At 70.7% G+C, this 23,162-nt stretch carries 18 protein-coding genes and 2 pseudogenes; 13 read left to right on the forward strand and 7 right to left on the reverse strand.

Going from position 1 to position 23,162, the window contains the following annotated elements:
* Positions 1 to 79: 79 nt before the first annotated feature.
* Positions 80 to 397, reverse strand: a complete 318-nt coding sequence (locus ABZV31_RS34510) for a transposase (protein WP_355900800.1) — start codon at positions 395 to 397, stop codon at positions 80 to 82.
* Between the two features lie 107 nt (positions 398 to 504).
* On the opposite strand from ABZV31_RS34510, the pseudogene ABZV31_RS34515 reads away from it, so the two are divergent.
* Together ABZV31_RS34515 and ABZV31_RS34520 are read left to right on the forward strand one after the other, a co-directional pair.
* Positions 505 to 679: pseudogene (locus tag ABZV31_RS34515) on the forward strand (IS256 family transposase); the annotation flags it as partial.
* Positions 680 to 845: 166 nt separating this feature from the next.
* Positions 846 to 1,643, forward strand: a complete 798-nt coding sequence (locus ABZV31_RS34520) for a hypothetical protein (RefSeq protein ID WP_355900801.1) — start codon at positions 846 to 848, stop codon at positions 1,641 to 1,643.
* A 13-nt stretch (positions 1,644 to 1,656) separates the two neighbouring features.
* Here ABZV31_RS34520 and ABZV31_RS34525 read toward each other — a convergent pair.
* A pseudogene (locus tag ABZV31_RS34525) lies at positions 1,657 to 2,442 on the reverse strand (IS630 family transposase); the annotation flags it as partial.
* Here ABZV31_RS34525 and ABZV31_RS34530 point away from each other — a divergent pair.
* Positions 2,413 to 2,697 carry an erythromycin esterase family protein gene (locus tag ABZV31_RS34530; RefSeq protein ID WP_355900802.1) on the forward strand — a complete coding sequence of 95 codons (285 nt, stop codon included), beginning with the start codon at positions 2,413 to 2,415 and terminating at the stop codon, positions 2,695 to 2,697. The pseudogene ABZV31_RS34525 and the gene ABZV31_RS34530 sit on opposite strands and share 30 nt — an antisense overlap.
* 426 nt (positions 2,698 to 3,123) lie before the next feature.
* Here the strand turns inward: ABZV31_RS34530 and ABZV31_RS34535 are convergent, their stop codons facing one another.
* Positions 3,124 to 3,615 (reverse strand): methyltransferase domain-containing protein, encoded by a 492-nt coding sequence (locus ABZV31_RS34535; RefSeq protein WP_355900803.1) that lies wholly within the window; start codon positions 3,613 to 3,615, stop codon positions 3,124 to 3,126.
* 253 nt (positions 3,616 to 3,868) lie between these two features.
* Between ABZV31_RS34535 and miaB the strand changes: the two genes are divergently transcribed.
* Positions 3,869 to 5,398 carry a tRNA (N6-isopentenyl adenosine(37)-C2)-methylthiotransferase MiaB gene (gene miaB / locus ABZV31_RS34540; protein WP_355900804.1) on the forward strand — a complete coding sequence of 510 codons (1,530 nt, stop codon included), beginning with the start codon at positions 3,869 to 3,871 and terminating at the stop codon, positions 5,396 to 5,398.
* A 78-nt stretch (positions 5,399 to 5,476) separates the two neighbouring features.
* A complete protein-coding gene (locus ABZV31_RS34545; protein WP_355900805.1) occupies positions 5,477 to 6,190 on the forward strand; it encodes a class III extradiol dioxygenase subunit B-like domain-containing protein in 714 nt (237 codons plus the stop codon).
* Positions 6,191 to 6,316: 126 nt separating this feature from the next.
* On the opposite strand, the gene ABZV31_RS34550 is transcribed toward ABZV31_RS34545, so the two are convergent.
* On the reverse strand, positions 6,317 to 6,604 hold the full coding sequence (locus tag ABZV31_RS34550; RefSeq protein WP_355900806.1) for an antitoxin: 288 nt from the start codon (positions 6,602 to 6,604) through the stop codon (positions 6,317 to 6,319).
* A gap of 24 nt (positions 6,605 to 6,628) precedes the next feature.
* Positions 6,629 to 6,892, reverse strand: a complete 264-nt coding sequence (locus ABZV31_RS34555) for a hypothetical protein (protein ID WP_355900807.1) — start codon at positions 6,890 to 6,892, stop codon at positions 6,629 to 6,631.
* Between the two features lie 182 nt (positions 6,893 to 7,074).
* Between ABZV31_RS34555 and miaA the strand changes: the two genes are divergently transcribed.
* From miaA to hflX, 6 genes are all read left to right on the forward strand, one after another.
* Positions 7,075 to 8,013, forward strand: coding sequence for a tRNA (adenosine(37)-N6)-dimethylallyltransferase MiaA (miaA, locus tag ABZV31_RS34560; RefSeq protein WP_355900808.1), 939 nt, complete (start codon positions 7,075 to 7,077; stop codon positions 8,011 to 8,013).
* Positions 8,014 to 8,121: 108 nt separating this feature from the next.
* Positions 8,122 to 8,622: a hypothetical protein gene (locus tag ABZV31_RS34565; protein WP_355900825.1), complete on the forward strand. Its 501-nt coding sequence runs from the start codon at positions 8,122 to 8,124 to the stop codon at positions 8,620 to 8,622.
* Positions 8,623 to 8,692: 70 nt separating this feature from the next.
* The gene (gene dapF, locus ABZV31_RS34570; protein WP_355900809.1) at positions 8,693 to 9,562 is read left to right on the forward strand and encodes a diaminopimelate epimerase; all 870 of its coding nucleotides are present in this window, start codon (positions 8,693 to 8,695) and stop codon (positions 9,560 to 9,562) included.
* Positions 9,563 to 9,862: 300 nt separating this feature from the next.
* Positions 9,863 to 12,388: an HD domain-containing protein gene (locus ABZV31_RS34575; protein ID WP_355900810.1), complete on the forward strand. Its 2,526-nt coding sequence runs from the start codon at positions 9,863 to 9,865 to the stop codon at positions 12,386 to 12,388.
* A 345-nt stretch (positions 12,389 to 12,733) separates the two neighbouring features.
* On the forward strand, positions 12,734 to 14,320 hold the full coding sequence (locus tag ABZV31_RS34580; RefSeq protein WP_355900811.1) for a M1 family metallopeptidase: 1,587 nt from the start codon (positions 12,734 to 12,736) through the stop codon (positions 14,318 to 14,320).
* 178 nt (positions 14,321 to 14,498) lie between these two features.
* Positions 14,499 to 15,989 carry a GTPase HflX gene (gene hflX, locus ABZV31_RS34585; protein WP_355900812.1) on the forward strand — a complete coding sequence of 497 codons (1,491 nt, stop codon included), beginning with the start codon at positions 14,499 to 14,501 and terminating at the stop codon, positions 15,987 to 15,989.
* Positions 15,990 to 16,098: 109 nt separating this feature from the next.
* On the opposite strand, the gene ABZV31_RS34590 is transcribed toward hflX, so the two are convergent.
* Positions 16,099 to 17,310, reverse strand: a complete 1,212-nt coding sequence (locus ABZV31_RS34590) for a hypothetical protein (protein ID WP_355900813.1) — start codon at positions 17,308 to 17,310, stop codon at positions 16,099 to 16,101.
* Between the two features lie 213 nt (positions 17,311 to 17,523).
* Complete coding sequence (locus ABZV31_RS34595) at positions 17,524 to 18,771, reverse strand: hypothetical protein (RefSeq protein WP_355900814.1); 1,248 nt, start codon at positions 18,769 to 18,771, stop codon at positions 17,524 to 17,526.
* A gap of 1,725 nt (positions 18,772 to 20,496) precedes the next feature.
* Between ABZV31_RS34595 and ABZV31_RS34600 the strand changes: the two genes are divergently transcribed.
* Together ABZV31_RS34600 and ABZV31_RS34605 are read left to right on the forward strand one after the other, a co-directional pair.
* Entirely contained in the window at positions 20,497 to 21,075 is a 579-nt protein-coding gene (locus tag ABZV31_RS34600) for a hypothetical protein (RefSeq protein ID WP_355900815.1), read from the forward strand.
* A gap of 271 nt (positions 21,076 to 21,346) precedes the next feature.
* A complete protein-coding gene (locus tag ABZV31_RS34605) occupies positions 21,347 to 23,014 on the forward strand; it encodes a diaminobutyrate--2-oxoglutarate transaminase family protein (RefSeq protein WP_355900816.1) in 1,668 nt (555 codons plus the stop codon).
* Positions 23,015 to 23,162: the final 148 nt, after the last annotated feature.

Consider the following 23,162-nt stretch of genomic DNA (forward strand, 5'->3'; position numbering starts at 1 on the left):
GCACGCTCGACGCCCTCCAGAGCGCGATCGCCGACTACGAAAGCACCATCAAGTCTGGCAGTAGTTGATTGACGGCTCCTCACCAGTTCGTCTCGCCCGCAAAATACTTTGCGGCCTTCCGCAGGATGTCCCGCTCGGTCGCCAGCTTCCGCTCGCTCGTCTCCAGCTCCCGCACCCGCGCTTCCAGCTGCCTGATCCGCTCGTCAGCATCCGCGGCCGGTGCCGTCTTCGCGGCGCTGGCCGGTGCCGCCCCGCCTGCCGGCGGGGCGGACAGGTCGACGCCCCGGCGTTCACGGTCCCGCAGCACCCAGTTCCGCAGGGTGGCCCGGTTGATGCCCAGGTCAGCGGCGATGCTCTTGTACGTCGCCCCGGCTGGACTCGTACAGGGCCATGGCATCGGCCTTGAACTCGTCCGAGTAGTCCTTCAACGCCATCGGCGGTCTTCTCGCTTCCGCCGGATCAAGCAGATCCAGTATCAGCGTGTCCACCACTCAGGGGAGGCCCCAGCGGTTCTCCTCGGCGATCCTGCCGCCGTGGTGCCGTAAGTCCCCGAAGATCAGCGAGGTGCTGCCGCTGCTTCTACCTGCACGGGCCGTCCTCCGGCGACTTCGTGCCCGCGCTGGAGCAGTTCCTCGGCAGCTCGGCCGGGCTCTCCCCGGCCCTGGGCGGTACTCGGCTGTTTGGCCAACGAAGCGAGGTGCCGTGCCGGGCGTCGCGAGCATCGGAGGTCTTCGACCTGTGATCATGGAGCGTTCGTTGAAGGTGATCGACGAGGAGCTCCAGGTCGCGGGGGCCGATGTGTCGCCGCCGTGTGACGCTCGTGGGGAATTGCTGTAGGTGATGTGGTGAACTGGTTGACCTCGCTGCCGGCGGTGGTGCTGGTTGTGGGCTGGCTCTTCCTTGCCTTACTGGTCGCGGCCGTGGCGCGGGTCGGCGTCCGGGCGCTCGTACCGGTCGGGGAACAGGACCGGGTGCCGCAGATCGCCACGCCCCTGATGCCTACACTCGGCGCTGCCTTCGCGATCTTTGCGGCACTCTCACTGGCCAGCGAGGCCGGCTACCTGCGCGCAGCAGAGGGGTTGGTGAGCGACGAGGCGGCCGCAGCCTCCCGCCTGGCGTGGGCGGCGACAAGTCCGCGAGTCCAGTCGGATCCGATCCATGCGGCACTGCTGGACTACCTGCAGACCACGCGTGTCAGGGAATGGGAGGGTGCGGCAGCGGCGTCCGGTGGCGACCCGGCCACCGCTCGCGCGATCGCACGGCTGGAGCGGAGCGTGCGCGCCGAGGCGGCCCGGCCCGAGCTGGGTACGCCGGCGAGCACGGAGCTGCTGGTTTCCCTGGACAGCGTCACCAGTAGTCGTCGCGCCCGCGTCGCGGCCGCCTCGCGCGACGTTCCCGCGCTCTACGTCGTCACGCTTGTGGTCAGCGGACTGGCCTTGATCGTGAACGCCGGCGCACTAATCTTCCGCAGCAGCCTGCGAACGTCACTGCTCGTCGTGGGCGTTGCGAGTGTGGTCGGGCTGAGCCTGGCGTTGCTCTTCGCACTCAGCGCGCCCTGGAGTGGACCGTTCATCGTGAGTGGGCATCCACTCGATGCCATCATCGGGGACCTGAAGTCCGGCTTCTTCGACGGCGGTCCGTAGGCGGCGGGTGCGATCAGTACGCCGACGGCGAAGCTCGTTCGCGGCCGGCTAGTGGCTTGTCACGCAGCCTTGGCCGGGTAACCGGTCCAGGTGCGGATGGGTGAGTCGGGGGCAAAGTTGGTCTTCGGTTCGGCGCGGGCGTTGCGCCAGCGATGTAGGCGCCGATGGCGGCGTTCTGCTCGCCGTGGCTGCGATGGTCGGTGCCGTTGAGCGCGACGTAACGCAGGGCCGCGAACTCGGACTCGATCCAGTTCAGCCACGAGCCGTAGGTGGGTAGGAAGACCAGCTCGACCGCGTTCGCCGCCGCCCAGGTCCGGACGTTCGGGTGCTTGTGTGGGGAGAAGTTGTCCAGCACGGCGTGGAGCTTCTCGCCTGGCCAGCGGCTGCGCAGGGCCTTGAGCAGGCGGAGAAACTCGCGCCACCGCTTGCGCTGCCGGATCCGGTAGCAGATCTTCCCGGTGGCCAGGTCGAGGGCGGCGAGCATGTGCATCACGCCGTCGTAGCGGCTGCAGGTGGCCCGTAGTCCGCGGGGCGAGCGGGCCGGCCGCCAGGCCTTGCCCCGGCGGGGCAGGAGATTGAGCGGGCCGAACTCGTCGATGCAGACCACCCTGTCGTCAGCGGGCGGAGCGTCGTACAGCTCCAGTACCCGTTGCATCTTGGCTATGAAATACGGGTCGGTGGAGGCCTTCCACGTCGTGGTCATCTGCCAGGAGACTTTGCCCTCGCGCAGGATCTGCTCCGACGCGCGCGGCGAGTTGGGGCCGAGACCGTGGATCATGCGCTCGGCGACGCGCGCCTGATCGTGGCAGCGGCCGACGTGGCCGCCCGGCCGCTGCGCGGCGACGCCGAGGAGACGGGCGCGCTGGCGGCCCGGGACCGTTACATGGCGCAGGAAGTGATCTCCCTCGCGGAGCGGTCCGCCGGAAAGGTCGCGGTGTGGACCCACAACGGCCACGTCTCGACCGATCGTTACGCGGAAACCTACCCGCCATGGGGCAGCACCTCAGGAATCACTACGGTGAGCGCTACTACGCCTGGGTCTGCTGTTCGGTGAGGGCGCCTTCCGCGCCCGCCCCGGGAACTCCGCGACACGACCGCCCAGGACCCACACCATCACCTCGCGAGATGCCGCGCAGCGACACGTTCAGCCCTGTCAGGACGCGACCACTGCTGGTACGGTCCCGTACATGTTGCCCGTGCGTGCACGTACCTGGGCCGAGGCATCTCTCTACACTCACCTGCAGCCCTGCAGGAAGTGCCACCGGATTCAGTTCACGTCGGACTTACCGATAATTGTTCTCCGGAGCGGCAGCGGGTGGCGCTATCCCGCTGTATGCGTTTTTTGCTCCCACATCCGCACGTACCGGTTCCGGGTGCTGGCGAACGACCCTCCAGGAGACGGTCTGGACAGCCTGTTCGGCGGGCCGGAGCCGTCCAGACTGCTGGATGTCGTCGAATGGAAGTGGGTTGCGGATGTGCTCTACATGCATGCCCGCAAGACCGCATACGACACCGATGGCCGCACTCTCCGGAAGAACCTGGACGAGCGGTCGTTGAACACAAGGACCGCGTCGTACGGAGACCAGTCCGGCACGCCGCCGCTGCCCTCGCCGACCCGCAGCTCCACGTTCCCTACGCCCTGGCGTGAGAGATTCACGCGCGCCTGCCGGGCTATGTCCGGCCGCATCTCGCTGCTGACCACGTCGGCGGCCAGCCGGGCGAGCAGCGCGGTTTGGAAGCCGAGACCGGTACCGACCTCGAGGACATGCTCGCTCCCGCCCAGAGCAAGGCTTTCGATCATCATGGCGGACAGCGAGAGCTGCGCGGTGACCTGTCCCTGCCCGATCGCAACGGGGACGTCCCGATAGGCGGCGGCCACCTGACCGGCCGGGACGAATCCCGCCCGGAGCGTCGTTCGCACCGCCTCAAGCAGCCGCTCGTCCCTGATCCCGGCGACTCTGAGGGCCCGCACGAGATCGTCGGGCTCCCTGGGCACCGTTCACGAGCGGGTCACCACACCACCAGGCTAGGCGGCTGCGCACGCCGACACCTCCGGTCGTACGCGGACAGTCGGACCGCCGTTCAGCCTGGCCGTCGATCCACACGCGGCCGAATCCGAGCGGGCCGCATTGTCCTCATTATCCAGGTGACCTCAGAAGAATTATCCAGGTGACCTCAGACGGAGCCCAGCCAAGGGGCGTCCCAGGACCGCCTACCCTTGAGGCATGACCAGCAGCAGCGACCGGAGCCTCGCAGTGGACGTTCAAAGAACTATGACGTACGAGATCCGCACCTACGGGTGCCAGATGAACGTCCACGACTCCGAGCGGCTGGCCGGGCTGCTCGAGGAAGCCGGCTACGTGCGCGCCCCGGAGGGGTCGGACGGCGACGCGGACGTCGTCGTCTTCAACACCTGCGCAGTGCGGGAGAACGCCGACAACCGGCTTTACGGCAACCTCGGCCACCTCGCGCCGAGGAAGGCCAGGCGGCCCGGGATGCAGATCGCGGTCGGCGGCTGCCTCGCGCAGAAGGACCGCGACACCATCGTGAAGAAGGCGCCCTGGGTGGACGTCGTCTTCGGCACGCACAACATCGGCAAGCTGCCCGTCCTGCTGGAGCGCGCCCGCGTCCAGCAGGAGGCGCAGGTCGAGATCGCCGAGTCGCTGGAGGCCTTCCCCTCCACGCTGCCGACGCGGCGCGAGAGCGCATACGCGGCCTGGGTCTCCATCTCCGTCGGCTGCAACAACACCTGCACCTTCTGCATCGTCCCGGCGCTGCGCGGCAAGGAGAAGGACCGCCGTCCCGGCGACATCCTCGCCGAGGTCGAGGCCCTGGTCGCCGAGGGTGTCTCCGAGATCACGCTGCTCGGTCAGAACGTCAACGCCTACGGCTCCGACATCGGCGACCGCGAGGCCTTCAGCAAGCTGCTGCGCGCCTGCGGGAAGATCGAGGGCCTGGAGCGGGTCCGCTTCACCTCGCCGCACCCCCGCGACTTCACCGACGACGTGATCGCCGCCATGGCGGAGACGCCGAACGTCATGCCGCAGCTGCACATGCCGCTGCAGTCCGGTTCGGACGCGGTCCTGAAGGCGATGCGCCGCTCCTACCGGCAGGAGCGCTACCTCGGGATCATCGAGAAGGTCCGGGCCGCGATCCCCGACGCGGCGATCACCACCGACATCATCGTGGGCTTCCCCGGCGAGACCGAGGAGGACTTCGAGCAGACGCTGCACGTGGTGCGCGAGGCGCGGTTCGCGCAGGCGTTCACCTTCCAGTACTCCAAGCGGCCCGGCACCCCGGCCGCCGAGATGGAGAACCAGATCCCCAAGGAGGTTGTCCAGGCGCGCTACGAGCGTCTCGTCGCCCTCCAGGAGGAGATCTCCTGGGAGGAGAACAAGAAGCAGATCGGCCGCACCCTCGAGCTCATGGTCGCAGAGGGCGAGGGCCGAAAGGACGGCAGCACCCACCGCCTCTCCGGCCGCGCCCCCGACAACCGCCTGGTCCACTTCACCAAGCCGGAGCAGGAGGTCCGCCCCGGCGACGTGGTCACGGTCGAGGTCACCTACGCCGCCCCGCACCACCTTCTCGCCGAGGGCCCGGTGCTCGACGTGCGCCGCACCCGCGCGGGCGACGCCTGGGAGAAGCGCAACGCGGCCGAGGCGGCCAAGCCGGCGGGCGTGATGCTCGGCCTGCCGAAGGTCGGCGTCCCCGAGCCGCTGCCGGCCACCGCGGGCACCGGCTGCGGCTGCGACTGATCCGCGCCGGTCGGGGGACCACGGCCGTATGGAGCCTGGAGTGCCGTTCGGGCGTCGTACGGCGTTACCCTGCCGATCATGCTTGTCGCCGCCGCAGTCTGTCCCTGTCCGCCCCTTCTCGTGCCCCAGGTCGCCGCGGGAGCCGCGCCGGAGCTGGACGCCGCGCGGGCCGCGTGCACGGATGCGCTGGGGGTGCTCGCCGCGGCCCGGCCTGACCGGCTCGTGGTCGTGGGGCCCGCCGAGCCCTCCGGGCGCGGCCCGCACCCGGAGGGCACCCGCGGTTCGTTCCGCGGCTTCGGTGTGGATCTGGATGTGCGGCTCGGCCGGGACACGGGCACCGCGCCCAAGCGCGAGCTGCCGCCCTCGCTCGCCGTCGCCGCGTGGCTGCTGGAGCGGACCGGCTGGTCCGACGCCCCGATCGAGGGACTCGGCGTGGGGGAGCTGCTGGAGCCCGAGCGGTGCATCGAGGCCGGACGGGACATCGCCGCGCAGTCCGACCGCGTGGCGCTGCTGGTGATGGGCGACGCCAGCGCGTGCCGGTCGCTCAAGGCGCCGGGGTATCTCGACGAGCGGGCGGCACCCTTCGACGCCGAGGTGGCACGGGCGCTCGGGGAGGCGGACGTGGCGGCCCTCAAGGCGCTCGACGTCGAGCCGGCGCACGAGTTGAAGGCATCGGGCCGGGCCCCCTGGCAGGTGCTCGCGGGTGCGGCCGAGGGCGCGGGACTCTCCGGCGCGCTGCTGTACGAGGACGCGCCGTACGGGGTGGGGTACCTGGTCGCGACCTGGTCGTAAGGAGACGTCGGCTCCGACGCCGTGGGCGTCGGTGACGCGTCGTGGCCACCGCGCGCCTCGTGACACGGCGGACGACCGGGAGCGCGTGCTCCGCGGCCGTCCGCCGTCGTGCCGTCGTCGTGCCGTTCAGGAAGCGGGCGGCGGTGCCTCCGGCAGCGTCGGCGTGGGGCCGCCGCCCGGCGCCGTGCCCGTGTCCGGGCCGGTCTCCTTGTGCGCGAGCCGGTCCACGGCACCCTTGGCCTTGCCCGTGCCCGCCTGGATCTTCTTGCTGTACTTGCCCTTGGTCTTCTCGTCGACCAGCTTTGCGGCCTTTTCGAGGCCGTGTTCGATCTTCCCCCCGTGCCGCTGCGCGAGGTTCGACACCTTGTCCCTGGCCGGGCCGAGCTTGGCCTTCATGTTGTCCAGCACACCCATGGTTCACCTTCCCTCGCGGGGCAGTTACGTCCGGGCGCCCTCGCCGGCCTCGGGCTCCGCCGCCTCCTCGGCTGACTGCTGCCTGGGGATCTCGACGCCGTCGGCACCGGTGTCCTCGGCGCCGTCGTCGGCCTTCGTCGCCTCCGCCGCACCGCCCTCGGCACCGGCCGACACGTCGGCCTCTCCCCGAGCCGCCTCGGACCCGGCCGCTGCGTCGGCCTGCTCCTCGGCGGTCGACGCCTCCTCCGCAGCCTTCGACCTCCGGAAAAGTCGCGCAAAAACGCCCATATTCACTCCATACGTTACTTGTGCGGGCGAAATCCCGCGTGGCCCGGTGCATCCGTTCGTGGCACCGGACCACCGCCTGTCGGAATCCGGCCGTGGGGACCTCGCAACGGGCAACGACCCCGGACGCGCGCCGTCACGTAACTCGTTCGAGGCGCCGCCGTGACGTTTGCGAGACTGGTGCGGTGAGCAGTGCACCCACCTCCCCCCGCGTCATCGCCGTCGTCGGTCCGACCGCGGCCGGAAAGTCCGATCTCGGCGTCTTCCTGGCCCGGCAGCTCGGCGGCGAGGTCGTCAACGCCGACTCCATGCAGCTCTACCGAGGGATGGACATCGGCACCGCGAAGCTGACGCCCGAGGAGCGTGGCGGTGTCCCGCACCACCTCCTCGACATCTGGGACGTGACGGTCACGGCTTCCGTCGCCGAGTACCAGCGGCTCGCTCGACAGAAGATCGACGCGCTGCTCGCCGCCGGGCGCTGGCCGATCCTGGTCGGCGGCTCCGGCCTGTACGTCCGCGGGGCCGTCGATAACCTGGAGTTCCCCGGCACCGACCCCGAGGTGAGGGCCCGGCTGGAGGAGGAGCTCGCACTGCGCGGCTCCGGAGCGCTGCATGCCCGCCTCGCCGCCGCCGACCCCGAGGCCGCGCGGGCGATCCTGCCCAGCAACGGCCGCCGCATCGTCCGGGCCCTGGAGGTGATCGAGATCACCGGCCAGCCGTTCACCGCCAACCTCCCCGGCCACGACTCCGTCTACGACACCGTCCAGATCGGCGTCGACGTGGCGCGCCCCGAGCTCGACGAGCGCATCGCGCGCCGGGTGGACCGGATGTGGGAGGCGGGGCTCGTGGACGAGGTGCGCAGGCTGGAGGCACAGGGTCTGCGTGAGGGGCGCACGGCGTCACGCGCGCTCGGCTACCAGCAGGTCCTCGCGGCGCTCGCCGGGGAGTGCACGCTCGAAGAGGCGCGCGCGGAGACCGTACGCGCCACGAAGCGGTTTGCGCGCCGTCAGGACTCCTGGTTCCGGCGGGACCCGCGCGTGCACTGGCTGAGCGGGGCTGCGGCGGATCTCACAGAACTTCCGCACCTCGCACTGGCGTTGGTCGAACGACCGGTTACAGCCTGATCACGTCATGGCATCGGGACGCCCAGGCCGTCATCCGGGCGTCCGGCGCCGTGCCATCATCGAGCTTCGATCGACCAAGTGGAGTCCTAGTTGGGAGGGCGCGTGGCGATGGAGGCCGGCCCTCGCGACACCGCACAAGACACCGAGCACATCACCGCTGACCGCGACGGTGCGGAACCGGACGAGGGCTCCCTGAGCCCCGACGGGCCCGACGAGGTGCAGAGCGGCGTGACCGCGGACGGCCCGGAGCCCGAGGAGATGTTCACCGGGCCCGAGGTCGAGGTCGAGCTGCGCCCGCAGCGGCGGCTGCACATCTGGCAGCTCGCCCCCATCGTGGGCCTGGCCGCGGTCGGCTCCCTGATGTTCGCCTTCCCGCTCGCCTTCGACTTCGGCGACAGCGGGGCCGTGATCGCGATGCTGGGGCTGCTGATCTGCTCCTGCGCGGCCGGCTGGGGCATGATGGCGGCCCGCCGGGTGGGCCACACCTGGCCGGGCCTGCCGTCGCGGGGTTCCGGGCGGCGCCCCGACTGGCGGGTCGTCGCCGCGTACGCCCTCCTCGTCGCCGTGGTCGTGGTCCTCGCCGTCTGGCGCGTGGCCCGGCTCCGTTAGGACGCTCTCCGTCGGACCACCCGGTGAGGGTGATCGTCGGGATGTCCTGCCGACCCCGTACGATCGAGGAATGAGCACGCGGATCGCCTTCCTCAAGGGTCACGGCACCGAGAACGACTTCGTGATCGTCCCGGACCCGGAGAACTCCATCGACCTGCCTCCGGCCGCCGTCGCCGCCCTGTGCGACCGGCGCGCGGGCATCGGCGGGGACGGGGTGCTGCACGTCGTGCGGTCGGCCGCGCACCCGGAGGCCAGGGAGATGGCGGCCGAGGCGGAGTGGTTCATGGACTACCGCAACGGCGACGGCTCGGTCGCGGAGATGTGCGGCAACGGCGTGCGGGTGTTCGCGCGCTACCTCCAGCACGCCGGACACGTGACCGAGGGCGACCTCGCCATCGCCACGCGCGGAGGCGTGAAGACGGTCCACATCGCCAAGGACGGTGACATCACCGTCGGCATGGGCAGGGCGCGGCTCCCCGAAGGGGACGTCACGGTGAGCGTCGGCGAGCGCAGTTGGCCCGCGCGCAACGTGAACATGGGCAATCCGCACGCCGTCGCCTTCGTCGACGACCTCGCGGACGCCGGCGACCTGCTCTCCCCGCCGCCCTTCAGCCCGTCCTCCGCCTACCCGGACGGCGTGAACGTCGAGTTCGTGGTGGACCGCGGCCCCCACCATGTCGCGATGCGCGTGCACGAGCGCGGTTCCGGCGAGACCCGCTCGTGCGGCACGGGCGCGTGTGCCGTCGCCGTGGCGGCCGCCCGGCGGGACGGCGCCGACCCCGCCGCCACCGGGACCCCGGCGACGTACACGGTGGACGTGCCCGGCGGGACCCTGGTGATCACCGAGCGGCCGGACGGCGAAATCGAGATGACCGGTCCCGCGGTGATCGTCGCCGAGGGCGAGATCAACGCGGAGTGGCTGGAAACCGCACTGCGTTGAAGCCCGGACCGACTTGGCATCCCAGCCCGGGAAAGCCGAGTCCATGGGCCATGCACGCTCGCAGGCCGGGCGCGGAGTGGGAATCCACGGCTGACCGCACGTCAGGTGGCGGAAAACCGTAAACCTCGCAACCGTCGCTCGATTGGGTGATCCGTTTCACGCTGGCCGAGAGGCGGCCTGTCGCGCGTGCTGGGCTCGGTAGCATCAAGCACCGGCCCGGACGGGGGATCCGTCGCCAACCCCTGAGCCGCGTACGCCCTGGGGCACCCCGTCCGCCGGTCCACGCAGCCGGAGGTGCCCATGAGTGCGGATGCCACGAATCCTGCGACCCCGGGCCCAGTAGTTCCTGCGGCGCCCCGCAGGAGGGCCCGTCCCCGGATCGACCTGCGCCGCCTGGGCCGGGCCGCGCTGCTCGGTCCCGCCGCCCGCGACCGGCTGCCCGATGCCATCGGCCACGTGGCCGAGGCCCACCGCGCCCACTTCCCGAACGCCGACCTCGAACCGCTGCGCCGCGCCTACCTCCTGGCCGAATCCTCGCACCGCGGCCAGATGCGCAAGAGCGGCGAGCCGTACATCACCCACCCGCTCGCGGTGACCCTGATCCTCGCCGAACTCGGCGCGGAGACCACGACCTTGACGGCGTCCCTGCTCCACGACACCGTCGAGGACACGGACGTGACGCTGGATCAGGTCGGTGCGCAGTTCGGCGAGGAGGTCCGCTATCTCGTCGACGGCGTCACGAAGTTGGAGAAGGTCGACTACGGCGCCGCCGCCGAGCCCGAGACCTTCCGCAAGATGCTCGTCGCCACCGGCAACGACGTCCGCGTGATGTCGATCAAACTCGCCGACCGGCTGCACAACATGCGCACGCTCGGCGTCATGCGCCCCGAGAAACAGGCCCGCATCGCCAAGGTGACCCGGGACGTCCTCATCCCGCTCGCCGAACGGCTCGGCGTCCAGGCGCTCAAGACCGAGCTGGAAGACCTCGTCTTCGCGATCCTGCACCCCGAGGAGTACGAGCACACGCGGGAGTTGATCGCCGAGAACGCGGGCCGCCCCGACGACCCGCTGACCGAGATCGCCGAGGAGGTCCGCGGCGTTCTGTGCGAGGCCGACATTCACGCCGAAGTCCTCATCCGGCCGCGGCACTTCGTCTCCGTGCACCGGGTGGCCCGCAAGCGCGGCCGACTGCGCGGCTGCGACTTCGGCCGCCTGCTGGTGCTCGTGAACGAGGACGCCGACTGCTACGCGGTCCTGGGTGAACTGCACACCTGTATGACGCCGGTCGTCTCGGAGTTCAAGGACTTCATCGCCGTCCCCAAGTTCAACCTGTACCAGTCGCTGCACACGGCCGTCGCCCGCGTGGACGGGCAGGTCGTCGACGTCCTCATCCGCACCCACCAGATGCACAAGGTCGCCGAGGCCGGCGTCGTCGCGCTCGGCAACCCGTACGCTCCCGCGTCCGATGACCCGGCCGACGGCGAGCGCGTCGACCCCACCCGGCCCGGCTGGCTCTCCCGCCTCCTCGACTGGCAGCAGGCCGCACCCGACCCCGACACCTTCTGGTCCACCCTGCGCGAGGACCTCGCCCAGGACCGGGAGATCACCGTCTTCCGGCCCGACGGGGGCACACTCGGCCTGCCCGAGGGAGCCACGTGCGTGGACGCCGCGTACGCCCAGTACGGCGAGGACGCGCACGCGTGCATCGGCGCCCGCGTCAACGGCCGCCTGGCGACGCTGAGCACCGTCCTGAAGGACGGCGACACCGTCCAGCTCCTCATGGGCCAGGACCCCGCCTCGGAGCCCTCCCGGGAGTGGCTGGACCACGCACACACCCCGGCCGCCCGGATCGCCATCCAGCGGTGGCTGGCGGCCCATCCGACGCCGGCGGACGGCGAGGCCGTGGAGGCGCAGGGTGCCGGTCCGGCGCCCGAGGGAGCGGAGGACGCCGGAGAAGGCGCCGGGGACACACGTCCGGGCGCGGCGGGGAGGCCTGCCTCGGCCGCGTCGTCCGGTTGGGCCCAGGAGCCGGACGTGGTCGCGGGGTCCGGCTGGAACCGGGAGCCGGGAGTGGCCGCGGGGTCCGGCTGGAACCGGGAGCCGGGAGTGGCCGCGGGGTCCGGCTGGAACCGGGAGCCGGGTGCCACCACGGGTTCCGGCCGGGCCAAGGCTCCGGGCGTGGCTGCGGGCGTGGCTGCGGGATCCGAGCGGGCGCCGGGGCCGGGCGCGGCCGCAGGACCTGCCTTCGCCCCGCCTTCCGGTGCGGACCCGCGTTCCGCCGCGGCTTCGCGCTCTGGTGCGGACGCGCCCGCGGGGGCCGGACGTGTTCCGGACGTCCCCGACTCGGCCACCCCCGCCGCCGGTCCCGGCACGGCGAGTGTGGTGGTCGTCGACGAGCCGCGCGCGGCCGTACGCCTCGCCGGCTGCTGTACGCCCGTGCCGCCCGACGAGGTCACCGGGTTCTCCGTCCGAGGGGGAGTGGTGACCGTGCACCGCGTCGAGTGCGCCGCGGTCGCACGGATGAAGAGCGCGGGGCGCGCGGAGGTCGGCGTGCACTGGGGCGACACCACCGAGTGCCGTGTCACGTTGCTCGCCGAATCGTTCGGCCGCCCCCATCTGCTCGCCGACCTCACCGAGGCCATCGCCCTCGAAGGCGTCGAGATCGTCTCGGCGACCGTGGCCCCGCCGACCCAGCAGCGCGTCCGCCACACGTACACCCTTCAGCTCCTTGACGCCGCGCGCCTGCCTGCCCTCATGCGGGCGATGCGCAACGTCCCGGGCGTGTACGACGTGAGCCGCGCCCAGCCCCAGCCGTCGGGTAACTGAGGGGCGCGCCGCCCCGCGTCGACGCCGCGCAACGCGCTGGGCACGCGCCTCACCGCGCCCAGCGTGCGCCCCTTGAGCCCGCCTGCGCCCCCCTGGGCCGCCTGCACCGTCCGGGGCACCGGTGCGCACCACCGCACGTCGGTAGGCACCCAGCACGACGTCGGTAGGCACCCAGCACGCCGACCCGGTTCCGCGTGCGTCGGCCCGGTGCCGCGTGCGCCGGTGGGACCCCGCCTCGCTTCACCTGGAGACCCCGTTCGGGTGGGCCGGGCGGACACCCCGATCGGGTGGTCCGGGCGCGCGTCGTCGCCGTAGCGTACGCGCGCGCTGGTAGCCGTGATAAACATGCCGCTCACCTTCCGCAACCATGCCCAGCGGGCCGCCCCCGGCGCCCGCTCACCCGGGTCCGGCGCGCCCCGTCCCGACGCCGAGACCCGCCGGCCGCGCAGCAAGGCCCCCCGCCGCCTGAAGGCAACCCTCCTCGCCTCCGCCGTCTCCGTCTGTCTCGTCGCCGCGAGCTCTCCCCCCGTGCCGCTGGGCGTCGGTGACCGGCTCTTCCCGTACCTGGGCAACCCGGGCTACGACGTGGCGTCGTACGACCTCTCCTTCACGTATCCCGGCAGCAACAGCAAGCCGCTCCAGGCCGTCACCACGATCGAGGCCTGGACGACCGCGCCGCTGGACCGCGTGAACCTCGACTTCGCGCACGGCAAGGTGGACTCCGTCGAGGTCAACGGCCGGCCCGCGACGTTCGCCAGTGCCAGTGAGGACCTGGTGGTCACGCCAAACGCGCCGCTCCCCAAGGACAGCTGGATGCGGATCACCGTGCGCCACACAAGTGACCCGGTGCCCGAGAAGGGACACGACGGCGGCTGGGTGCGCACCGAGGACGGCCTCGCCATGGCCAACCAGGCCGACGCCGCCCACCTGGTGTTCCCGTGCAACGACCACCCCTCCGACAAGGCGATGTTCACCATCCGGGTCACCGCACCCGACGGGTACACGGCCGTCGCCAACGGGCTACCGACCGGCGTCGATCAGGCCGGCGGGGCCACCACGTGGACGTACCGCACCCGACACCCCATGGCCACCGAGCTGGCCCAGGTCTCCATCGGCCGCTCCGTCGTGCTGCACCGCACCGGCCCGCACGACCTGCCCGTACGCGATGTCGTCCCCGCCAAGGACCGCAAGGCGCTCGAACCGTGGCTCGCCAAGACCCCCGACCAGATCGCCTGGCTGGAGAGCAAGGTCGGGAAGTATCCCCTGGAGACGTACGGCCTGCTCATGGCATCGGCCGCCACCGGCTTCGAACTCGAGACGCAAACCCTCTCTCTCTTCGAGAGCGAGCTGTTCACCGAGCCCGCCCACCCCAAGTGGTACATCGAGTCGATCATGGTGCACGAGCTGTCCCACCAGTGGTTCGGCGACAGCGTCACCCCGCGCGCCTGGTCCGACCTGTGGCTGAACGAGGGACACGCCACCTGGTACGAGGCCCTGTACGCGCAGGAGAAGGCGGACCAGTCCATGGAGGCCCGTATGAAGGCCGCCTACGACGCCTCCGACCGCTGGCGCGCGTCCGGCGGACCGCCGGCGCTGCCCAAGGCGCCCAAACCCGGCCAGAAGATCAGCATCTTCCGGCCGAACGTCTACGACGGCGCCGCGCTCGTCCTGTACGCGCTGCGCCAGGAGATCGGCAAGCCCGCCTTCGAACGTCTGGAGCGCGCCTGGGTACGGACGTACCGGGACGGCACGGCCACCACGGCCGACTTCGAGAGCTTGGCCTCGGACATCTCGGGACGCGACCTGAGCGGCTTCTTCAAGGCCTGGCTGTACGGCGAGAAGACCCCTCCGATGCCCGGCCACCCGGACTGGGAGCAGGCGCCGCTGCAGAAAACGGCGAAGAAAACGGCGAAGAAAACGGCGAAGAAATAACACCGTGACGAGACGGGCCGTCCCGTGCGACCATCGTGGGGTCGGCGCGGCACGGGACACGGGAATCTCCCGGGGTACCCGTGCGTTGTGAGGATTGACGGACCGGCTGTCGAAGCCCGTGCGACTTTGCCTCAGCCCCGTCGCCGCACTACGCATTCCCCAACGACGTAAGGACCCAATGACCTCCTCTTCTTCCTCTTCCCAGGCCACCAAGCGCCTCGCGCACACCTACCCCGAAGGTCTTCGGGCCGATGCCCTGATGGAAGAGGACGTCGCCTGGAGCCGTGAGATCGACGCAGAGTGGGACGGCGACCAGTTCGACCGCTCCGACCGCGCGGCCCTGCGCCGTGTCGCGGGCCTCTCCACCGAGCTCGAGGACGTCACCGAGGTCGAGTACCGCCAGCTCCGCCTGGAGCGGGTCGTGCTCGTCGGCGTCTGGACCTCGGGGACCGTGCAGGATGCGGAGAACTCCCTGGCCGAGCTCGCCGCCCTGGCGGAGACCGCGGGCGCGGTTGTGCTCGACGGCGTGATCCAGCGCCGCGACAAGCCCGACGCGGCGACCTACATCGGCTCCGGCAAGGCCGACGAGCTGCGCGAGATCGTCCTCGAAACGGGCGCGGACACCGTCATCTGCGACGGTGAGCTCAGCCCGGGCCAGCTGATCCACCTCGAGGACGTCGTCAAGGTCAAGGTCATCGACCGTACGGCCCTGATCCTCGACATCTTCGCCCAGCACGCCAAGTCCCGAGAGGGCAAGGCGCAGGTCGCGCTCGCGCAGATGCAGTACATGCTGCCGCGGCTGCGCGGCTGGGGTCAGTCGCTGTCCCGGCAGATGGGCGGCGGCAGCGGCGGCCTCGCGACGCGCGGTCCCGGTGAGACCAAGATCGAGACGGACCGGCGGCGGATCCGCGAGAAGATGGCGAAGATGCGCCGGGAGATCGCGGACATGAAGACCGGCCGCGAGATCAAGCGCCAGAAGCGGCGCCGCAACAAGGTGCCGTCCGTCGCCATCGCGGGCTACACCAACGCCGGCAAGTCCTCCCTGCTGAACCGGCTGACCGGCGCGGGCGTCCTGGTCGAGAACGCGCTGTTCGCGACCCTCGACCCGACCGTGCGCCGGGCCGAGACCCCGAGCGGCCGGCTGTACACGCTGGCCGACACCGTCGGCTTCGTCCGGCACCTGCCGCACCACCTGGTCGAGGCGTTCCGCTCCACCATGGAGGAGGTCGGCGACTCCGACCTGATCCTGCACGTGGTGGACGGCTCGCACCCGGACCCGGAGGAGCAGCTGGCCGCCGTGCGCGAGGTGATCAGGGACGTCGGCGCCACCGACGTGCCCGAGATCGTCGTGATCAACAAGGTGGACGCGGCCGACCCGCTGGTCCTCCAGCGGCTGCTCAGGATCGAGAAGCGCTCTCTCGCGGTCTCGGCCCGCACCGGCCAGGGCATCGCCGAGCTGCTCGAGCTGATCGACCGCGAGCTGCCCCGGCCGTCCGTCGAGATCGAGGCGCTCGTGCCGTACACCCACGGCAAGCTGGTCGCCCGTGCCCACACCGAGGGCCAGGTGATCTCCGCGGAGCACACGGCGGAGGGCACGCTGCTCAAGGTGCGGGTGCATGAGGACCTGGCGGCGGACCTGGCACCGTACGTGCCCGCACCCGCGCTCTGACCCACAGCGTGAGGGCCTGGCTCTCACCCGCAGTGCGAGGGCCCGGCTCAGACCCGCAGCGCGAGGGCCCGCCCCCTGGAGCAGGGGGCGGGCCCTCAGCATGTCGGTGTCACTGACCGCCGTACGTCTTGCTCATGTTCTCGTACAGCGCCTCGGCCCCCCGGCCCAGCTGCGGGCCCGCGAGCCAGGTGTTGTCGGACGGGCCGATCGACGTGTTGGAGACCAGCTTGGTCTTGCCGTCCACCACGCGGAACCAGCCGCCGCCCGACGAGCCGCCGGTCATCGTGCAGCCGATGCGGTACATCGTCGGCAGGGACGGGCTGAGCGACAGTCGGCCCGGCTGGTCGATGCACTTGAACATCTTCAGGCCGTTGTACGGCGGAGCCGCCGGGTAGCCCCAGGCGCCCATCCTGGCGACCTCCTTCGCGGACGGCGCGGAGAAGTCCACGTCCAGCGCCGCGCCGATGGTCTCCTCCAGGGACTTCGAGCCGGACTCCGGCTTCACGTGCAGCACGGCGTAGTCGTACGCGGCACCCTCGCCGCCCGTCTCCGAGCCGCCCTGGATCCACTGGCTGGACGTCGAGGCCCAGTCCGCCCACCAGGCGCCGTACGGGGCGACCTCGGAGGCGTTGGCCTTGCTCAGCTGGGACTCGGACTTGCCGAGGTCGTTGTAGGCCGGTACGAACACGATGTTGCGGTACCAGCCGCCGTCCTTGCCGGCGTGCACGCAGTGGCCCGCCGTCCACACGAGGTTGGACTTGCCCGGGTGGTTGACGTCCTTGATGACGGTGCCGGAGCAGACCATCGTGCCCTCGGGCGAGTCGAAGAAGACCTTGCCGACCGGGGCGGCGTTCTCGTGGTACGGGGTCTTCTCGGCCTGCGCCGGCACGGGCTGCGGCTCCGGGTCGCTGACGCCCTGGTCGGCGGCGGCGTCCTTCGTGGAGACCGTCTTGTTGGCCTCCTTCGCGGACTTCATCCGCTCGGGCTTCCACAGGCCCTTGATCACCGGGTTGACGAAGTCCTTGGCCTCACTGAGCCACTTGTCCTTGTCCCAGTTCTTCCAGCCGCCGTTCTGCCACTGGTCGACATCGATCCCGTGCTCCTTGAGCTTGTTCGCGATGTCGGCCGGGATCCGGACCTTGCCGTCGCCGTTGTCGGCCGCCTGCGAGGTGGTGGCGCCGGGCTCGGTGCTCGCCTTGTCGTCGTCCGAGCCGGTGCAGGCGGTCGCGGTGAGCGCCAGGGCCGCGACGAGCCCGGTCGCGGCGAGGACGGTGCGCCGCCCTCCGCGCTGGGGCGCGGAGGGCGTACGTGTGGAACGCATGGTGCGATAACCCCCGTTGGAGCGTGTGATTCCTGCGCGCTTCGTTGATCTCATGCGCTTGCTTGGTGGCATGTGCTTGTCAGGCCTGGAGCGGTTCCGTGCAAAACCGTCCGGGAGTGACACCCCACTATGCCCGTGGGTTGAGTGCGAACGGCGGTGAAGTGGTGAAGGTTTTCGCGAGGGACTCCACCGCCGTCGGTGACGTCGCCGTGCCTACTGCCCGGCGAACTTCTTGCTGACCGAGTCGTACACGCCCTTGGCCACCGTGCCCAGCCGCGGACCGGCCAGCCAGCCCGAAGTCACCGGGCCGATCGAGGTGTTGGAGACGAGGACGGGCTTGCCGTCCGAGCCCGTCTCGACCCAGCCGCCGCCAGAGGAACCGCCGGTCATCGTGCAGCCGATGCGGTACATCGTCGGGTCCGAGGCGTTGATCGACAGTCGTCCCGGCTTGTCCTGGCACTGGTACAGCCGCTGGCCGTCGTACGGCGGTGCGGCCGGATAGCCGGTCGCGGTGATGCTCTCCACCTTCGGCACGGCCGGGGCGTTGAAGTCAACGGGCAGCGCCGCGCCGACGGTCTCCTCCAGCGACTTGCCGTTGCTGCCCTTCTCCGGCGTCACATGGATGACCGCGAAGTCGTACGAGGCACCCTGCCCGCCGGTCGAACCGCCCTGCTCGATCCACTGCTCCGAGGTCTGTGCCCAGTCACCCCACCACACGCCGTACGGAGCGACCTCGTCCTTGGTGGCGTTCTGCAGCTGGTCGGCGCTCTTGCCCGCGTTGTTGTACGACGGCACGAAAGCGATGTTGCGGTACCAGCCGCCCTTCTTCCCGGCGTGCACGCAGTGGCCCGCCGTCCATACGAGATTCGACTTGCCCGGGTGGGCCGGGTCCTGAACGACCGTCGCCGAGCAGACCATCGTGCCCTCGGGGGAGTCGAAGAACACCTTGCCCGCCGTGGCGGCGTTGACGTGGTACGTCGGCGCCACGGCCTGCGCCTTCACCGGCGCCGGCGTCTGGTCGGTGACGCCCTGGTCACCGGAGAGGTCGTTGTCGTCGACACCCTTGTCCGGGTCGTTGGCCCTGCGCATCCGGTCCGGGTTCCACAGGCCCTTGATGATCGGGTTGATGAACTCGTCGGCCTCGCGCAGCCAGTCGTCCTTGTTCCAGTTCTTCCAGGCGCCGTTCTTCCACCTGTCGATGTCGATCCCGTGCTCCTTGAGCTTCTTCCTGATGTCGTCCGGGATCTTGATCTTGCCGTCGCCGGTGTCGCCGGTGTCGCCGGTGTCGCCGGCGGTCGCGGACGCGGAGGCCTGGCCGTCCGCCTTGGTGTCACCCGAGTTGCAGCCGGTGACGGTGAGCGCCAGCGCCGAGGCCATAGCAACGGCGGCCAGCGCGGGGGAGGTTGTGCGGCGCGCGCCTCCTCCTCGGCGAACGGTGAAAAACGGCCGTATGGGTCGCATGGTGGTGACTCCCCCTGGTGTGAACGAACTTGGTGGTGCGGCCGTGATCTCACGCACATCTCGGGCTGAGCTCATGCGGTTCTCACGGCGTGCGGGAACGGCACCACACACTATGCGCTCGCTGTGGGGGACTGCCGACGGAACGGCAACGGTTCCGCTACAGGTTGTCTGACCTGGCAATCATCCAGAGATCTGCCGATTTGACGTCTTCTCGCGTCTGACCTGTCGGGGGCTGTCGGCCCCGTTGATGTCAACAAGTGATGTCAGCCACCTGCGTTGACATCAGCCCCTGAGCCCCCGTTTCCCGGGGGCTCTTTGCGTGCACGGAGGACGGATGAGCAAGCACGCGGATATCCACCGCCAGGGCTTGGCCGGCAGTAAAGAGGGCCGACACGGGCTTGGTGCGCCCAGTCGGACGCGGAACGCGTCCTCGGTTACGCCACTCCACTGGCCTGGTGCGACCATGACTGGCGTCGCGAACCCCGAGGTGCCGATTCTCTCCGAGGAGTGAGGGCAGGAGCCGGAAACCGGCCAGACCGCGACCCCCGTGTCGTACCCGGAGTATGCGGACAGCTCGCACAACCATCGCTTCGCGCCTCCTGCGACCCGCAGAAGGCGCCGTTCCTGGTGGTGCGGGCGCAGACCGTGGCGGAGCTTCGGGAGACCCTCCAGGGGCTGGAAGAGGGAGGCGTGTCAGCCGACATGGGCAACGCCTGGCGGGTCATGAAGGCGCAGGCGTCCATCGGTGCCTGCCTGGGCCCGCCAACGCCTGTGGCGCCTGTGGCGGCGCTCCGGCGCCCGGCTGCGCCGGTCCGCCTGCACCGCAGACCCCGGCCGCTCTCGCGCCAGGCCGGTGGAGCGGCCAGGCCCGGCAGGGCGACAACTCCCGGGACCCCAAGCCGCGGCCCAACTGGCTCCAAGGTCTACCGGATTGAGGTGCCTCGGGACCAGATGGACGCTTTCAAGCAGTACCCCGAGCAGTACAAGGAGTCCTTTAAGGGAAAGGTGGCTTGGGCCGGAGGCGGCTCGTATTGGGTGGAGGGCTCCTCCGGCCCCAAATGGGGCTGGGGAGAGGGGTGTCATGACGAACTGCAAGCTGTCGGACTACGACAAGAAGCGCCTGGACGAGCTGAACAGCGCCCACATTGGTCACCGAGGTGTGGCCTGGGCCGATTCCGACAACGTGTCACGGCTCCGGAGGCCCCTTCAACTATCCGGCATTCTCACAGGTCTCAGGCCCGCCATGACTCCGTGAGCGACCAGCTGTCCACAGATAGTCCACAGCCCAGGAGTGCTGAGCATGGACAGCGCTGGTCGCGGCCGTCGATCATGGCCAGATGTTCGAGGCGAGCTGGATGGACCACGGGCTTGGAGGACGGGATCCGGCGGGTGCACTTCTTGCGGAGTGCTCGCCACCCGCGTGAAGGGTTCCGTGGTGGTGACCAGCGGTCCGGCGCCGCACCCCGCGCGCACTTCAGTCCCTGGTCATCGTCACCGTTGCGCCGTCGGCCGTGGTAACTGTTAGAAATACAGTTACTCTGGCACCAAACGCACTGGAGAGATCTACGGTCTCGCCGCCCTGTGCCCCAACGGATCCGAGGGTCATGCCAGTCTGTGCAGGGACGTCGAGGACCAACCCATCTTTTGGCCCCGTCGCCCCGCTTCCTCGAAACTGGCTTAGGCGCCCCGAAACGGGTCGTCCTGCTGCGGGACTGGCTGGACCGCATGCTCCGCTGGAGCAACCTCAGCCTCGACGCCCACGGCTTCGTCCGTGGCGCGAACTGGCTCGGGATCGTGCCGACCGGCCCGCACATCGTGGGGGAGTACTTCCGCAGGTCCGCGACCACTCACGGCTCTCACGGATTCACACTCGACCTCGACCCCCGCTGGGTGAAGAAGCTGATATCCGAGGGGCGGGGAGCCGACGCCGGGGCCTACGCCGAGCACCTCATCGACCAGGCCGCGGATGTTCTGCGTACCCAGGACATAGGCGTACTGACCATCACGCTTCCGCTCCTCGAGCGCCTGGCACGCCGGGACGAGCTGATCGGGCTGGTCAACCAGAAGGTCAGGGCCATCCGTTGGGGCGACACCCAGCTGGACCCCGACTCCCGCTACCTCTACAAGAGCGAGGTCTTCCCCAAGACGGTCCTGTGTGGCAACTACGGCAGCACCATGATCCTCGGATTCGCAGGCGAGCGTCCCGGTCTCCCGGACGACGCGCCCTGCGTCTTCGGCCCTTACAGCCCGTACGTGACGTTCTCGGTCGTCGTCCCGGAACCACGGCCCCAAACGAGGATGTGAGGGACGCCGTCGGGCGGCTGGACAGGCTTTGGCGGAACCATCGCTGACTGATGTCAGCAATGGATGTCAAATGCTTCTGCACCCGGGGCCGGACTGGACCGGCAACGGTTCCGTCACGGCAAGGATCTTGAGGCAACCCGTAACCGCGCGGACGGTCCGCGGTTGTAGCGGTGGGGGGCCTGCTGTCTGTGTCCGGGTCCCCCCGCGCCGAGGGCGCCGACTCGCCCTGGACAGCGGGAGGACGCCTGGGACAGCGGGAGGACAGGGAGCCGTGACCGTGACCGAGTCTGCGCCCGGCGAATGTGCGTCCACGGGGGCGCGCAGCGCGCACGAAGGGATCCTGCGGCGTCAGTCGGCGCGCGAGTCGGCGGCGCGCACCTACGCGCGCGCCCTGCCGATCGTGCCGGTCCGGGCCCGCGGGCTCACCATCGAGGGCGCGGACGGCCGCCGCTACCTGGACTGTCTCTCGGGCGCGGGAACCCTCGCCCTCGGGCACAACCATCCCGTCGTGCTGGAGGCCATCCGCACCGTCCTCGACTCGGGCGCGCCGCTACACGCCCTCGACCTCGCGACACCCGTCAAGGACGCCTTCATCACCGAGCTGTTCCGCACGCTGCCGCCCGGGCTCGCCGACCACGCGCGCGTGCAGTTCTGCGGGCCGGCCGGAACGGACGCGGTGGGGGCAGCGCTCAAGCTCGTCCGCGCCGCCACCGGCCGCACCGGAATCGTGGCCTTCGCCGGCGCCTACCACGGGATGACTGCGGGCGCGCTCGCCGCGTCCGGGCACGCCGCCGACGTACGGGTCGCGCGCCTGCCCTACCCGCAGGACTACCGTTGCCCCTTCGGTGTCGGCGGTGCCCGCGGCGCAGAACTCGCCGCCCGCTGGACCGAGTCCGTCCTCGACGACCCCAAGTCGGGGGTGCCGCTTCCCGCCGGGATGATCCTTGAACCCGTGCAGGGCGAGGGCGGGGTGATCCCGGCCCCCGACGACTGGATGCGGCGCATGCGGCAGATCACCGCGGACCGGTCCGTCCCGCTGATCGCCGACGAGATCCAGACGGGCGTCGGCCGCACGGGTGCCTTCTGGGCGGTGCAACACGGCGGAGTGACATGGGACGTGATGGTGCTGTCGAAGGCCATCGGCGGCAGCCTGCCGCTGGCCGTCGTCGTCTACCGCGACGACCTCGACGCGTGGGAACCCGGCGCCCACGCGGGAACGTTCCGCGGTAACCAGCTCGCCATGGCCGCGGGCACCGCCACGCCGGCCCACGTCCGCGAAAACCGTCTCGCCGAGCGCGCGGCTTCCCTGGGCTCCCGCATGCTGTGCCAACTCGGCGAACTGGCACGGGAGTTCCCCTGCATCGGTGACGTGCGGGGGCGCGGGCTGATGATCGGCCTCGAACTGGTGGACCCGGAGGGGGAGCCGGCGTGGGGCGGCGACCGGCGGAGCGGGGCGGTGCAGCCGGAGGCGGCCGGTGGGGCGGGGGTGCCGCGTTCGGGTGAGGATGAGGGCGAAAGCGAGGCGTTTCTGGATGGGCGGGATTCGTCCGGGGCGCGAGGAGGAGCCGCGTGGGCTCCGGGCTTTGCCGCTGGTCGGGTAGAGACGCCGGACATGCCGGCCCACGCCGCCGACTGGGCCGACACACCTACGACAGCCCGCGCCCACGGGCCTCGCCCTGCCGCGCCCGCACTCGCGGCCGCCGTGCAGCGCGAGTGCCTGCGGCGGGGCCTCATCGTCGAACTCGGCGGCCGCCACGCAAGCGTCGTACGCCTCCTTCCGCCACTGACGATCAGCGACGAGCAGGCGGCGGCGGTGCTCGACCGACTGGCCGACGCGGTCGAGGCGGTGGCCCGCGACCACACCGACCGGGGCGACCAGGACCACCGGCCACATCGGCGGCAGCAGCGACACGCCGGACGCGCGGAGGGGGCGGGGTAGCGCGCGGCCGCAAGAACGGAGAGCGCGTGCCCGTGCCGCGACGATGCCCGCGTACGCCGACCTGCACTCTGCGGGCCACCTGCCGTCCGGCCTGACCCGCTGAAGGCGACGGCCGATGAGTGAGCGCGGGAGGCGATCGACCTGCCCG

Source organism: Streptomyces sp. NPDC005202, assembly GCF_040608235.1.
Lineage (GTDB): Bacteria > Actinomycetota > Actinomycetes > Streptomycetales > Streptomycetaceae > Streptomyces.